Source organism: Capnocytophaga sp. oral taxon 878 (assembly GCF_002999135.1).
Taxonomy (GTDB): domain Bacteria; phylum Bacteroidota; class Bacteroidia; order Flavobacteriales; family Flavobacteriaceae; genus Capnocytophaga.
In genome coordinates this window covers 268,275-282,832 of sequence record NZ_CP027229.1, presented here as the reverse complement: position 1 = coordinate 282,832, position 14,558 = coordinate 268,275, and the positions used below count along the sequence as shown (strand labels likewise).

10 protein-coding genes and 2 tRNA genes are annotated in these 14,558 nt (G+C 36.3%); 5 read left to right on the top strand and 7 right to left on the bottom strand.

Annotation, left to right across the window (positions count from 1 at the left end; genetic code table 11):
- Positions 1-19 precede the first annotated feature (19 nt).
- The 5 genes from C4H12_RS01255 (at position 20) to C4H12_RS01235 (ending at position 7,873) form a co-directional block, all read left to right on the top strand.
- Positions 20-1,063, top strand: a complete 1,044-nt coding sequence (locus C4H12_RS01255) for a phosphotransferase enzyme family protein (protein WP_106097302.1) — start codon at positions 20-22, stop codon at positions 1,061-1,063.
- Between the two features lie 62 nt (positions 1,064-1,125).
- On the top strand, positions 1,126-2,283 hold the full coding sequence (locus C4H12_RS01250) for a galactokinase (RefSeq protein ID WP_106097301.1): 1,158 nt from the start codon (positions 1,126-1,128) through the stop codon (positions 2,281-2,283).
- Between the two features lie 11 nt (positions 2,284-2,294).
- Positions 2,295-3,362 carry an aldose epimerase family protein gene (locus C4H12_RS01245; protein WP_106097300.1) on the top strand — a complete coding sequence of 356 codons (1,068 nt, stop codon included), beginning with the start codon at positions 2,295-2,297 and terminating at the stop codon, positions 3,360-3,362.
- A 29-nt stretch (positions 3,363-3,391) separates the two neighbouring features.
- Positions 3,392-4,960 (top strand): UDP-glucose--hexose-1-phosphate uridylyltransferase, encoded by a 1,569-nt coding sequence (locus C4H12_RS01240; RefSeq protein WP_371514472.1) that lies wholly within the window; start codon positions 3,392-3,394, stop codon positions 4,958-4,960.
- A 396-nt stretch (positions 4,961-5,356) separates the two neighbouring features.
- Positions 5,357-7,873: a DUF5686 and carboxypeptidase-like regulatory domain-containing protein gene (locus C4H12_RS01235; RefSeq protein ID WP_106097298.1), complete on the top strand. Its 2,517-nt coding sequence runs from the start codon at positions 5,357-5,359 to the stop codon at positions 7,871-7,873.
- A 137-nt stretch (positions 7,874-8,010) separates the two neighbouring features.
- Here the strand turns inward: C4H12_RS01235 and C4H12_RS01230 are convergent, their stop codons facing one another.
- The 7 genes from C4H12_RS01230 to C4H12_RS01200 form a co-directional block, all read right to left on the bottom strand.
- Complete coding sequence (locus C4H12_RS01230; RefSeq protein WP_371514502.1) at positions 8,011-9,096, bottom strand: hypothetical protein; 1,086 nt, start codon at positions 9,094-9,096, stop codon at positions 8,011-8,013.
- Positions 9,097-9,185: 89 nt separating this feature from the next.
- Positions 9,186-9,443 (bottom strand): 30S ribosomal protein S20, encoded by a 258-nt coding sequence (rpsT, locus tag C4H12_RS01225; RefSeq protein ID WP_106097297.1) that lies wholly within the window; start codon positions 9,441-9,443, stop codon positions 9,186-9,188.
- Between the two features lie 66 nt (positions 9,444-9,509).
- Positions 9,510-9,581 (bottom strand) — tRNA-Glu (locus C4H12_RS01220).
- A gap of 49 nt (positions 9,582-9,630) precedes the next feature.
- A tRNA-Glu gene (locus C4H12_RS01215) sits at positions 9,631-9,702 on the bottom strand.
- 184 nt (positions 9,703-9,886) lie between these two features.
- Positions 9,887-10,888 carry an acyl-CoA reductase gene (locus tag C4H12_RS01210; RefSeq protein WP_371514471.1) on the bottom strand — a complete coding sequence of 334 codons (1,002 nt, stop codon included), beginning with the start codon at positions 10,886-10,888 and terminating at the stop codon, positions 9,887-9,889.
- A gap of 108 nt (positions 10,889-10,996) precedes the next feature.
- The gene (locus C4H12_RS01205) at positions 10,997-12,457 is read right to left on the bottom strand and encodes a UDP-N-acetylmuramoyl-L-alanyl-D-glutamate--2,6-diaminopimelate ligase (RefSeq protein WP_106097295.1); all 1,461 of its coding nucleotides are present in this window, start codon (positions 12,455-12,457) and stop codon (positions 10,997-10,999) included.
- 91 nt (positions 12,458-12,548) lie between these two features.
- The gene (locus tag C4H12_RS01200; protein WP_106097294.1) at positions 12,549-14,558 is read right to left on the bottom strand and encodes a penicillin-binding protein; all 2,010 of its coding nucleotides are present in this window, start codon (positions 14,556-14,558) and stop codon (positions 12,549-12,551) included.

Genomic DNA, 14,558 nt, shown 5'->3' with positions numbered 1-14,558 from the left:
TAATTAATAACTAAATAAAATGAAAGAAATAGCTAATCAATTCGATTTAAAAGGAGATATCCTTTCTATTGAACCTTTTGGCAACGGACACATCAACCGTACCTTTTTGGTGAAAACTACCGACGCTAACTATGTATTACAAGGCATTAATGGTAATATTTTTAAAACACCAGATAGCATTATCCAAAATATTGAATTGCTATGGGAAACAGAACCTAACAACCACGTTATATTGCCAATGGTAGCTACTAAAGCAGGAGGCTATTCGGTTACTGCTGATAATGTATTGTGGCGTGTAGTGCCTTTTGCTGAAGGTTTTACCTCATACGAGTTTATTGAAGAGCCTTGGCAGGCAGAAAAAGCTGCTGTAGCATTTGCTACATTTATGAAAACCTTTGCTAATATTGACACTTCTAGGTTAAAGGCTACCATTCCTAACTTCCATGATGGGTACTTGCGCTACCAACAATTAGAAGATGCTTATGCGCAAGCAAGTGCTATACGCAAAGATAAAGCTAAAGACCTATACGCTTTTGCGCAGAGCCATAAGGTAATTTTTGATATTATACAAAAAGAAGTTGATGCACAACGTATTCCTATCCGCGTAACTCACAATGACACTAAAATTAATAATGTACTTATAAACAAGGCTAATCCTGATGATTTTAGAGTGATTGACCTTGATACTGTTATGCAAGGTATCTTGTTGTATGACTTTGGTGATATGGTACGCACTTCAGTAAGTCCTACAGAAGAAAATGAAGCTGATGAAAGCAAAATTATATTCAATACAGACTTTTTTGAAGCTTTGTGCAAGGGCTATTCGGTAATGAATCCTGTAATGACGCAATCTGAAAAAGAAAACATTGTGAATGGTGCTAAATATATGATTTTTATTATTGGTATCCGTTTCCTTGCTGATTATTACAACAATGATGTGTATTACAAAATATCATTCCCTGAAGAAAACTATATACGTGCTCGTAATCAGTTTGCCCTCTTAAAACGCTTAGAAGAAAAAGAAGAAGAACTAAAAGCTATTGCTAAAAAATATTTTAAATAGATATAAGTCGGGAGGTATTAGAGCTAACGACTAAAAACTAATAACTAATAACTAAAAAGAATATGAAACAGTTAGAACAAAAGTTTCAAGAAGTATTCGGTGCTCCTGCCGAAAAACAATTTTTTGCACCTGGACGTGTGAACCTTATTGGCGAACATACTGACTATAATGGCGGTAATGTATTTCCTTGTGCTATTGACAAAGGTACTTATGGTTTGGTTAAAAAACGTACTGACCGCAAATTCCGTATGTACTCTGAAAACTTTGCGAACCTTGGCGTAATGGAATTTACCCTTGATGAGCTTACTAATGACAAAAAACATGATTGGGCAAACTACCCTAAAGGAGTGATTAAAATGTTTTTAGAAGCTGGGTACAAAATAGATAGCGGATTTGAAATTCTTTTCTGTGGTAATATTCCTAATGGAGCAGGACTTTCATCTTCAGCTTCTATAGAGATGCTTACTGGTATAGTACTAAAAGACCTATTTAACCTTTCAATTGATCCTGTAGAGATGGCTCAGTTAGGGAAGAAAACTGAGAATCTATTTATTGGAGTAAATTCAGGTATTATGGACCAATTTGCTGTAGCTATGGGTAAAAAAGACAATGCTATATTATTAGATTGCAACACCCTTAAATACGCATACGTACCTGTAGTGCTAAAAGATGAGGTTATTGTAATTGCTAACACTAACAAACGTCGTGGATTGGCTGACTCGAAATACAACGAACGTCGTGCAGAATGCGATGAAGCTTTGGCTGAGTTACAAACTAAATTACCTATTAAAGCTTTAGGAGAGCTATCTATTGAAGAATTTGAAGCAAATAAAGATCTTATTAAGAGTCCTATTCGCCAAAAAAGAGCTAAACACGCTGTATACGAAAACCAACGCACCCTTAAAGCACAAAAAGAACTATCAGCTGGTAACTTAAGTGAATTTGGACAACTAATGAATCAATCTCACATCTCTTTACGTGACGATTATGAAGTAACTGGAGTAGAATTGGACACCTTGGCTGCTCTTGCTTGGGAACAACCTGGTGTAGTAGGCTCACGTATGACAGGTGCTGGCTTTGGTGGTTGTACTGTAAGCATTGTAAAAAGAGACAAAGTAGATGATTTCATCAAAAATGTAGGTGAGGCCTACAAAAATAAAATAGGATATGCTGCTGATTTTTATATTGCAGCTGTTAGCGATGGTGCTAAAAAACTATAAACCAAAAAAATATGATTAACATCAACAAAAGCCTGTCCGGAACACATAACGGACAGGCTGTCTACGAATATACATTACAGAATGCTAATGGATTTAGCGTATCTGTATTGAACTTAGGTGGTACTATTACCCAAATAGCCGTGAAAGACAAACATGGTACACTAAAAAATGTAGTATTAGGGTACAAAAATTGGGAAGATTATGTAGGTAATGGTGCTTACAATGGGGCTACTATAGGGCGTACTTCAGGGCGGATACACAATGCTGCTTTTACTATTGACGGAAAAACCTATCATCTATTTAAAAACAATGGAGAAAACTCATTGCATGGTGGTAAAGAAGGCTTTAGTAGTAAGATTTTCAGCGTAAAAGAGTTACCTAATGGTTTGGAGATGCTCTATATCAGTCCTGATGGTGAAGAAGGCTACCCTGCAACTGTCAATTTCAAAGTAATATATACCATTACTGATGATAACAGCTTGCACATTGCTTATGAAGCTATTGCTGATGCTAAAACTTATCTTAATATCACTAACCATAGTTATTTTAACCTTGCTGGTGATATGGAAGTAAATGGCGATGCACAAGTATTAAAAATAGAAGCTGATAACATTTGCGAGCTAGCTGAAGGACTTATCCCTACTGGTAACTACCTTGCTGTTGAAGGAACTACTTTTGATCTTCGCAAAGGTAAAGTAATAGCTGAAGGCATAGCTGAAGGACACCCTCAGTTCGAAATTACACGTGCTTATGACCATCCTTTTGTGCTCAATCATAGTGGGCTTAGTGGAGCACCTCAGTTAGTATTACACTCACCCCATAGTGGCATTACTATGGAAGCCTATACTACGCAGCGCGTAGCTGTTGTCTACACTGGTAATTTCTTAGATGAGGTTCTTGTATTTGACAAAGTATGTACTCCTAAAGAAAAACCTACTAAAAACCCACGTTTTGTAGGGGTAGCTATCGAAATGCAAGATTTCCCTGATGGTATTAACCAACCTAAGTTTGGTGTAAAACCATTAGAAAAGGGAGAAGTATATAAACACGAAACCATTTATAAGTTTCGTACTAAATAGTTTTATTTGTTAATTGATAATTATTAATTGTGAAGGAGTCTATCTATTCTGAAGTAGAAAAACTTATTAGTTATGCCGTACAGCACAGCTTGGTAAGCGATGACGACCGCATATTGGTTACCAATACGGTACTTGAGTGTATTGGTTGTGATAGCTATGCCGAATTTACAAAAGAAGAAAAAATACATATAGAAAAAGAAGCTGCCAAAATCATCTATCCCACCGAAGTACTTGATAACTTAGTAGAATGGGCAGCCAAAAACGGTACACTCACTACCGATACTCTTACTTTCCGCGATTTGCTGAACTCTAAAATTATGGGACAGGTACTGCCTCGCACTTCAGCTATTCGCAATAACTTTTGGCAAACCTACCAAACCGATCGTGAGAAAGCTACTAATCAGTTTTATGAGCTAAACAAGCAAAGCAACTATATACGTACCGATAGAATTGCTAAAAACTTTGGTTGGGAACACTATTGCCAATATGGTAACTTAGAAATTACCATCAATCTTTCTAAACCAGAGAAAGACCCTCGCGATATTGCAGCCCAACGTGATGTAGTTGCTACTAACTACCCCAAGTGCTTGCTTTGCAAAGAGAATGAAGGTTATATGGGACGCGTAAATCATGCCGGAAGGCAAAATTTGCGCACCATTAAGCTTGATTTAGCTAATGAAGATTGGTATTTCCAGTATTCGCCATACATCTATTACAATGAGCATTGCATCGTTTTCTCAGGCAACCATCGCCCTATGAAAATAGATAGAGCTTGCTTTGAGCATATATTAGGCTTTGTAGCTTTATTTCCTCATTATTTCTTGAGCTCTAATGCCGACCTACCTATTGTAGGAGGATCCATCCTTTCCCACGACCATTTCCAAGGAGGACGACATATATTCCCAATGGAAAAGGCTACTATAAAAGAATGGGTAACCTTCAAAGGTTTTGAAGATATAAAAGCTGGTATAGTAAATTGGCCTATATCCGTATTACGCTTGCGTGGTGATAAAGATCGCCTCATTAATTTGGCTGACACTATCCTACAATCGTGGATAAACTATAACGATGAGGCTCTCGGCATCATTTCACACAGCAAAGGTGTTCGCCACAATACAATAAACCCCGTAGCACGTTTTAAAGATGGTCAATATGAGCTTGATTTAGCTCTGCGTAACAACCGCACCGATGCCCAGCACCCAATGGGTATCTTCCATCCTTATGAACACCTCCATAACATCAAAAAAGAGAATATAGGGATTATTGAAGTAATGGGATTGGCTATTTTACCCGGCCGACTTAAATCCGAAATGGCAAGTATTAAAACTTTACTTTCCGAAGCCATTCAGGCTGGTAATAACTTTGCCGATGTATACAAAAAAATGGAAGCCGATACCACCTTGCAAAAGCACACCCAATGGTTACAACGCTATATAAACAGCACCGATACACATCTCACCATCAATGGGTTAGATAGTTTTATCGAACGCATTATAGGCGATACATTCTGTGAAGTGCTTGAACACTGTGGTGTATTTAAAAACACTCCAGAAGGTGATAAAGGCTTCAAACGATTTATCGACCAAGTAAATAAATAAGAAAAGGTCTCATACAATCTACATTTCAAAAAATCGTATAGTTTTTATAGCTATACGATTTTTTTATCCATCCTCTTAGCCTCATCTCACAAAAACCCATTTCACTTCTACCTTTAAAAAAGATGAATAACAAACAGAAAAAATCTTACCATACCTATCTTAAAATACAGATAAAAGTTAATTAGCAAGCTGGCACAACTAAGCATAGTTACCTCCCCAATACAGTCCAACACACCACAAATGCCGAACGAACGAATAACGAACTATAAACGAACTATAAACGAAGGATAGTTGGTAAACTAAAATAATTAAGCATACCATACCCCATAAGTCCCTCCTCAATTTTTTGTTTATTTGCTAATTAATTTGTACATTTGCACCTTAAAATGATACTATATGACAAGGAAACACCTTTTACTATTCTTCTTTTTAGCACTTTTTTACAGTATTTCAGCACTTTCACAAACACACGTTTCAGGTAAAGTGATTGATGAAAACGGTAATCCAGTGCCCTATGCCAACGTACTTTTTACTAAAACTACTATCGGAGGATATACTGACGAAGAAGGACGTTTTTCACTCTATTCAGAAAAAAAACAACGCGAATTAGAAGTATCACTCATAGGCTTTACCACAAAAAAAATACATCTAGATAAAGACAACACCAAAGGATTAGTAATAGTACTCCCCGAAGGTGAACAACTTAGCGAGGTAGTTATCATTGCCAAACCCAAAAAAGCCTTGCCCAAAAAAGAAAATCCAGCATATACCGTGCTACAAGGCATTTGGAAAAACAAAAGCAAACGAGGGCTCCATAATGCCACCGCTTATCAATATAAAGTACATAGTACCAAAGAGTTAGGAGTAAATAACCTCGATACTCTCTTCTTGAAAAAAACTTTAGGAAAGGAGTACGATACCATTAGGAATATCCTCTCCGAAAAGAAATACAAGGAAACCTTCTCTCTGCCAATGTACTTAACCGAAAAAATTGAAGTAGTATATGGCAATAACCTGCTGAACAAAAAACGAGTAGATATAGAGGCCGAACGCTCTGAAGGCATTGTGCAACAAGGCTTTGGACTGGAACGCGTAAGCCAGTCTTTCGATGATTTCGACATTTACGACAGCACCTATATGATACTAAATAAACCCTTTGTAAGCCCCCTCGCCGAGTTCGGTTATGGGGTATACCTTTACGTGCTGAACGATACTATACAAGTTGACGACAGAAAATTCTATCAAATACATTTCTTCCCTCGTGACGACCAAGATTTAGCCTTAGAAGGAAAGTTTGAAGTCGATGCCAAAACCTTTATTGTCAAATCAATACAGATGCGCACTACCGCCAAAACAAATATCAACTTAGTACGCGGACTCTCATTTGAAAAATATTTCACCATTGCCAATGATAGCATCTACCTTCCCGAACGCGAAATTCAAGAAGGCGACTTTACATTATTTACCAAAAAAGATGAAGAAAAAGGACTTTATATCAGAAATTACATCACCTATTCCAATATAGAACTCAACAAACCTCTCCCGGATACTTTTTATGAACAACAAGTAGTAAAAATAGCTAAAAATCAGTTTTACAAAGACGATAATTACTGGAATACCAATACTTTAGGCGGAACAGACCTTAGTAAAACCAAACGTCTTATAAGCGAAGTAGGTAGCAACCGTCGTATCAAAATGATAGGCGATGTAACCGATGTAGTTACATCAGGCTACATCCCTTTGGGCAATTATATGCAGTTTGGTAAGTTCTGGCAGACTTTTTCTCATAATAATGTCGAAGGAATACGAGTAAGAGCAGGCATAAGGTCATTCATTTCTACCGACGACCGCTTCCGCACCTATGTTTATGGAGCTTACGGACTGAAAGATAAGGAGTTTAAGTACGGAGTAAGCGGAAAATACCTACTCTCGCATAGTCCACGCATCACAATAGGCGCCGGATTACAAAACGATAACCTCCAATTAGGTACCTTTGTAATGCACGATGATACCGAACTCAATTTCGAAAAAAACACTAACTTTATCATCGCACGTGGCGAAAATTACTACCTCACACGCAATAAAAAAATACAAGGAGTAATAAATTATGACTTAGCACCTAATGTCCGCTTTTCAGCATTTGGTACTTATCAAAGTCTCACCTCTGCCAGTGAAGAGCATTTCTCAATAGCCTACCGCGACCCAAAAAACAATGATTTATTATACAAATACGGCAACTTCTACACTGGTGCCGAACTTACCCTCACCCCTCACCGAAAAGTGTTTGGTTACGGAGTAGAACGACGTTATGGCAAAAAACTATTCTCAACCTACACATTAAAATACACCAAAGGTGTATCAGGCATTCATAATAGCAAGTTTGATTATGACAAACTACAATTCTTAGCCAGCAAGCCTATTCCAATGTTTGGTTACGGTATTTTGCACGCCACTCTTGAGGGCGGAAAAGTATTTGGAACAGCCCCACTAATAGCCCTTGCCCCTACCCCAGCCAACCAATCATATTCATCAGCACCACATACTTTTGCACTCTTAGATTACTACGATTTTATTACCGATACTTATCTTAACGGCTATTTTGAACACCACTTCGATGGGTTCCTGTTCAATCGTATTCCAGGCATACAGAAAACCCGCTTTAAAAGCGTATTATTTGCCCGCTTTGCCTACGGAACTATTTCCGACAAAAACAAAGAAGCCAACCACACAAATATCATATTCAATTCACCCGAAAAGCTATATTGGGAATACGGTTTTGGGATCGAAAACATAGGCTTAGGTAACTTCCGTTTCATAAGGGTAGATTTTGTATGGCGTAATGATTTTAACGATGTAAACGGGGTTCGCAACCCTAAATTCGGCATACGGTTAGGGATTGTACCCTCTTTCTAGTTAGCCTAAAAAGAAAATATAATCTCACAATACAATTACTTATACCATAAAAGGCTAAAAGGCTGTATCAAGTATATTGATACAGCCTTTTAGCTTTTTTATAATTATTAAATAGATAGTTTTATATAATGATTTAGCTATTCAATACCTTTCATCTTTTCGTCCAAATCATTATTATAAATATTATTGATACGAGCTATAATACTATTAAAAGTATGCTCTATTAATTTAATATTGCTTTTAAGCTCTTCTTCCTTAAAATCAGGATTATTCTTTATGTTATCAGCCAACACTTTTATTTGAGTTTGAAAAAGCCTAAAACGAGCCTTTACAGTTGAAGTATTTATAGGTTCAGGAAAAGAGTCATTAGTTAAGAGTTCTTTCATTGCATCTTCTATTTGCATTAACCAAAAGAAAACAGAGTAATATGAACTTTGAACTTCCGAGTGTGCTCCAACAATCTTATCAGAATATTTACTCACTTGATTAAAATACTTAGCAGGTATCTCAAGCACCGAACGATATAAAATTACATTATCATTTACCTTAGCATCTTCATCAAAAGAAAGTTTAATAAGGTAATTACTTGTTTTTTTAGGCGAAAAAGTAACCTCAAATTTATACCATTCATCAGATAGATTATTTCTTTTTACATTAGAAGCCAAAGGGCTAAGCGTATCCAATGAAAGAGTTGTTTTAAGAACTTGAGAAGATTCATCTTCAAAATACAAATCTATTTGAGGGTAGTTTACTTTTTTAGAGATTAGAGAAAAAGTATAAGGGATATTAGCTATTAAAAAACGTTGCCATTGCACAAATGAATATTGTTCATTCTTTGTTTTTTCTATCCTAAATACAGTATCTCGGCTACCATTAGCAGGAGTCCTCCAATCTTGTTCTACAGCAGTATTTATCTTTTCTGTTTTAGAGTTTTTAGGGTATAATCTGCTATACAATAACAAGCTATCAGGATTAGAAAGTACCAAATCATCAGTATTTTTAATCTTGGTAGGAGCCATTGATACTATAACCTGCATCAGCGATTGAAAGTTTTTCCAATCACGTAGATCATTTTTAGCTTTATCATTAATATCATCAATTTTAAATTCTTCAAAATCAATGGTTTTTACTTTATGTTCTTTAGGAGCTTGCTGTTTATTAGGATTTGTATCACAAGAGACAAAAGACACCAAAAGAAACAGAAACAAGAGCTTTATTACTATTTTTCTCATATACATAAGTTATAAAACACCAAAGCCAGACTTACATAATATAAATCTGGCTATCAGTGATAAATCTAAAACCTAAATGACTACTTAGCTAATTTGTTTAAATGTTTAGCTAAACTACTTTTTAAATTCGCCGCTTTGTTAGCGTGAATGATATTTTTCTTAGCTAATTTATCAATCATAGAAACTACTTTAGGGAAAAGAGCTTTAGCTTCTTCCTGATTCTCTAAAGCACGTAGCTTTCTAACAGCATTACGAGCTGTTTTGTGTTGATATCTGTTACGTAAACGAGCTGCTTCGTTTCTTCTGATTCTTTTTAAAGCTGATTTATGGTTTGCCATTTTTCTTTAACTATTTTTATTTTATAAGTAGTACCTTAGGTACTTTTTTCAAATTGTGTTTTTTAGTAGTCCGTAGGGGAATCGAACCCCTGTTACAAGGATGAAAACCTTGCGTCCTAACCCCTAGACGAACGGACCTTGTTTAACTTTAAACCTTTTTAACTATGATACCTTAAAATTTTCTTAGTAGTCCGTAGGGGAATCGAACCCCTGTTACAAGGATGAAAACCTTGCGTCCTAACCCCTAGACGAACGGACCTTTTTACTTTATTTAAGCATTGTTTCTCTCTCAATGCGGTTGCAAAAGTACAACATTTTTTTATTCCTGCAATTTTTTTTGCAACTTTTTTAAAAAAAAAATGCAACTTTTTTTTCAACCTCCTTATTTTCAATATTTTGTATTTACACTTTTAAAAGCTTAATTTTCAACTTCTATTATTTTTTTATGCTAATTCTAATAAGAATTTGAGAGTATCTACCTCATCAGCATAGTCCCATAGCTGTGGTATTTGGGTTTGTCCAAAAGCTATTTCGCCCTCTTTAAAGTTATGAGCTACTATACATTGTACTTTATCAGCATCAGTAGTTAAGCGTTGCTTAAGACTTGCTACATCACTGTAATACTCATAAAAAAGAGTTGCAATAGGTGAGCCATAGTCCTCATCTTCTTTAAGCATTAAAAAACCATTTTCTAATAGTTTGTATAAACTCATCAGGTATACAGCCTTGTTATAATCGTAATTATTAGCATACTTTTGCTCATTAATAATAGTATGATACGGATAAATAGCCTCAAAGAATTTGTCAAAATTATAATCTTGTGGCACAAATAACTTAGCTACACTTCTGCACCCTAACCCATAATATTGAAAAACATCTTTTCCTAAAGCAAAAAGAGTTTCTGAAGTTTCATCACCTGTTAATATAGCTATAGAATGTCGGTTCTTTCGGATGATATGTGGCTTTTTACCAAAATAGTACTCAAAGTAGCGTGCTGTGTTATTACTACCTGTAGCTATTACTGCATCATAATCGGTTACTTTCTCATCAGTAAAAGTTACTGCAGCAGCCCAATCAGGAGCAAAACTTTTAAATTGTTCTACTAAATAAGGTAATAGTACACTATCATTACTAGACAGCTTTACTATTGCTTGATGTCCTGCCACAAGCACACATAGCAAGTCGTGAAACCCTACTAAAGGGATATTTCCAGCCATTACTATCAGTATTTTTTTTGATACCTTAGCTTTTGGTATTACATAAGAGTGTAACCATTGTTGTATTTTGCTTGAAGTAAGAGTTTCGCTCCATGTTTTAAAAGCAAAATATAAGTTATCAGGGGTAAACCAACTATTTTGTTGTTCAGCTTGCCTAAAAAGGTCACCAAACCTATCTGTATCACCCAACAAGGTTCCTAATTCAACTAATTTTTCTATACTTTCCATTACTATTCAGAAAAGACTGATTATACAGTCTGATAAGACTATAACACAATATGAGAACACAAAATGCATTATACTCTCTGTTACAACTGCTCATACTAATTATGTGTTTTACTTTTGATATAAATTCAAATATTCTTTTACAATATTAAAATCATCAAAAGAGTGTTTAACTCCTTTTATTTCTTGATATGTCTCGTGTCCTTTTCCAGCGATAAGAATAATATCACCCTTTTTAGCATTTTTACAAGCTGATTGTATAGCCTGGCGACGGTCAGTAATAGTTTGGAGCTTATAGAAATGTTGGGGCTGTACACCTTGTTCCATTTCTGCTAAAATAGTTTCAGGATCTTCATTACGAGGATTATCAGAAGTGAGAATAACATTATCACTAAGAGTGGTCGCTATGTCTGCCATTATAGGGCGTTTACCAGCATCACGATTACCACCGCAGCCCACCACAGTAGTAAGTATTTCGTTATGGGTACGTATATCGTTAATTGTTTTCAATACATTTTCTAACGCATCAGGAGTATGTGCGTAATCAACAATGGTAATAACTCCTGTAGGTGACACAGCGTACTGAAAACGTCCTGTTACTGGCTCTATAGCGCTGATTAGGGTAAGCGCATCAAGCTCACTCAATCCCAAGAGTATAGCTGTAGCATATACAGCCAAAAGATTATAAGCATTGAATTCTCCTATAAGCTTTGTCCATACCTCATGTTGTCCTACACGTAACTGTAGTCCATCAAAACGGCTTTCAATAATATGCGCTTTATAGTCTGCGTGAGTTTTAAGGGCGTATGTTTTCTTTTTTGCTTTGGTATTTTGTAGCATAAAAATCCCATTCTTATCATCGCTATTTACCAAAGCAAAAGCTGTAGGGGGCAGATTATCAAAAAAGCGTTTCTTCACATCTCGATAGGCAGCAAAAGTTTTATGATAATCCAAGTGGTCACGAGTAAGATTAGTAAAAATACCTCCTGCAAACTGCAACCCTTCTGTACGATGCTGATCTATCCCATGAGAACTAACCTCCATAAAGCAATACTGCACCCCTTCTTGTATCATCAAGTAAAGATAATAATTCAATTGCAAAGGGTCAGGAGTGGTATGAGTAGCATCAAAACGTTGGTCAGCCACATATACCGCCACTGTAGAAAGCAGCCCTGTTTTATAGCCCGCTTTATTAAAAAGCTGATAGAGGAGAGTTGCAATAGTTGTTTTACCATTGGTACCTGTCACTCCTACCAATGTAAGCTTTTCAGAAGGATTATCATAGAAGTTAGCAGCTATAAGGGCTAAAGCACTATGGCTATTCTCTACCTGTATATAGCACACATTAGGGGCAATATTCTCTGGTAAAATCTCACATACTACAGCCGTAGCTCCTTGTTCTATAGCTTTACCTATAAAGGCGTGTCCATCAGATAGTGTGCCTGCTATAGCTACAAAAAGACTATTTGGCTCAGCTTTACGTGAGTCAAAACAAACAGAACTAATATTTTTATCTTCCTCATTTAAGAAGGCTTTTACAGTAATATTTTTAAGTAACGCTTTTAAGTTCATAATGATAATGTCTCAATTTGTTAATATCATTTCTAAAAAAAGTAGAGTATTCAAAAACTTTTTCAGGAAACTCCTATCCAAAAACTTGATTCTACTTTGCTAATTCTAATACCACAGTAGTATTACGGGCTATTTTAGTGTTTTTAGGTATAGATTGTGTTATTACTTTTCCTTGCCCCGAGAACTTAACCCGTAAGCCCATATTTTCCAGCAAAGCTATGGCATCCATAGCACTCATACCAGTAAGGTCAGGCATTATAGTTTTGTATTTAGCTGCTTTGTCATAATAATTCTGGTAACTTTGTGAAGTTGTTACCGATACTTCATCTACATCCTCTACAGTATCCATCAGTAATGAGTTAGTATATATTTTATGTGCTATACTTTTGAATACAGGCCCCGATACATCCGCTCCATAAATACCAACACTTCTATCTGGTTCGTGAATAACTACTATGCAAGAATACTTAGGATTTTCCACAGGAAAGAACCCCGCAAACGATGATATATAACTTAATTTACTTTGGTCATTCTTAGCGTAGTTCTTACGGGCTGTACCTGTTTTCCCTGCCATTGAAAAGTCTGATGAATAGAGCCTGTGCCCACTACCATATGAGCGTTGCACTACATCTGCTAGCATTCCTTTAGCTAAGTCTGCCGTTTTTTTAGAGCAAATCTTCCCATTAACTATTTCTACATTAAATTTTTCAATGGTTTTATTCCATTCTTTCACCTCTTTTATAAGGCGGGGTTTTACCATTACCCCTCCATTAGCAATAGCATTATAGAATGCCAAACTTTGCAAAGGCGTTATCTTAACAGCATAACCTATCGACATTGATTCCAAAGTCACCCCACTCCATATTTTATCACGAGGGGTGGGTATAAAAGGCTCTCCCTCTCCTAATATTGGCAATCCCAATGGCTGATTAAGATTCATATCCAGCAATTTAGATGTAAAGTCAGAGGGTGTTTTGTTATAAAGGGTATGTACAAGCTCGGTCATACCTACGTTAGATGATACCGAAAAAGCTTTATTAATACTAATGCGTCCTTCAAATTTGTGTTGTGAGTCTTCAAAAGTCCGGTCATAGTATTGTTTTTTCCTTTCTTTAATATCTACTATGTAGGTAGTATCTATTTTGCGGGTTTCCATAGCAGCCACTACAGTCATCAGTTTGAAAATAGAACCTGGTTCGTGAGCTTCCCCTATGGCAAAATTATACCGTTCGGAATAGGTATTGTTCTTGGAGTTAAGTTCAAGGTTAGATATAGCTTTTATCTCCCCTGTATTCACCTCCATTACTATTACACAGCCGTGCTGTGCCTTATACTTTTTAAGTTGTGTAAGAAGTGCGTGATGGGCTATATCTTGAATATTGATATTAATGGTCGATACTACATCATATCCGTCCTTTGGCTCTATGATATTAAACCCACTAGCTAGTTTCCACTGCCCTTTAGCTATCTTTTGTTCCATACGCCTCCCGTAAGTACCAAGTAGGTAGTTAGCATACGCTCCTTCCAGTCCTACGCGTGTGGTATAACCTGTTTCATCTGTTCGGGCATATCCTATACTACGGTGGGCAATACCTCCCAACGGATATTCCCGCTTTATATTCCTTTCAATTATAATACCTCCTTTATAAGGACCTTTATTGAAAAGAGGAAATTTCTTTATACGGGCATATTCGGTATAGCCTAAGTTAGTAGCTACAAGCATATATCGGTTTTTAAGGCTGCGCTCTTTCCTAAACATATTTTGATAGTAGCTACTTGGTTTACCAAACATTTTTGAAAGAGAGTCACTAAGGGGTTTTACCTCCTTGTTAAAATTCTTCTGTGAGGGGGCTATAGCATCCCAACGTATATCATATCTGGTAACCGAGGTCGCAAGTATACTACCGTCGTCAGAATATAAGTTACCTTGATTGGGTACTATTTCAGCTTCGCGCAAGGTAGTTTCATCTACTTTTGCCCGATATTCGTCCCCTTCTATTTGTATTTTTATCAGTTTCCCTACAATTACAAGTATCATCGAAAGCATTAATATAGCTACTATGTAAGTGCGGGTCGTGATTTTTTTATCGTTCTTCTCCAT

Excerpts from the sequence above, each read along its gene's own strand:
- C4H12_RS01255 (WP_106097302.1), top strand. The coding sequence starts at position 20 with ATGAAAGAAATAGCTAATCAATTCGATTTAAAAGGAGATATCCTTTCT.
- C4H12_RS01250 (WP_106097301.1), top strand. The coding sequence starts at position 1,126 with ATGAAACAGTTAGAACAAAAGTTTCAAGAAGTATTCGGTGCTCCTGCC.
- C4H12_RS01245 (WP_106097300.1), top strand. The coding sequence starts at position 2,295 with ATGATTAACATCAACAAAAGCCTGTCCGGAACACATAACGGACAGGCT.
- C4H12_RS01210 (WP_371514471.1), bottom strand. The coding sequence starts at position 10,888 with ATGGAAAGTATAGAAAAATTAGTTGAATTAGGAACCTTGTTGGGTGAT.
- C4H12_RS01235 (WP_106097298.1), top strand. The coding sequence starts at position 5,357 with ATGACAAGGAAACACCTTTTACTATTCTTCTTTTTAGCACTTTTTTAC.
- C4H12_RS01200 (WP_106097294.1), bottom strand. The coding sequence starts at position 14,558 with ATGGAGAAGAACGATAAAAAAATCACGACCCGCACTTACATAGTAGCT.
- C4H12_RS01205 (WP_106097295.1), bottom strand. The coding sequence starts at position 12,457 with ATGAACTTAAAAGCGTTACTTAAAAATATTACTGTAAAAGCCTTCTTA.
- rpsT (WP_106097297.1), bottom strand. The coding sequence starts at position 9,443 with ATGGCAAACCATAAATCAGCTTTAAAAAGAATCAGAAGAAACGAAGCA.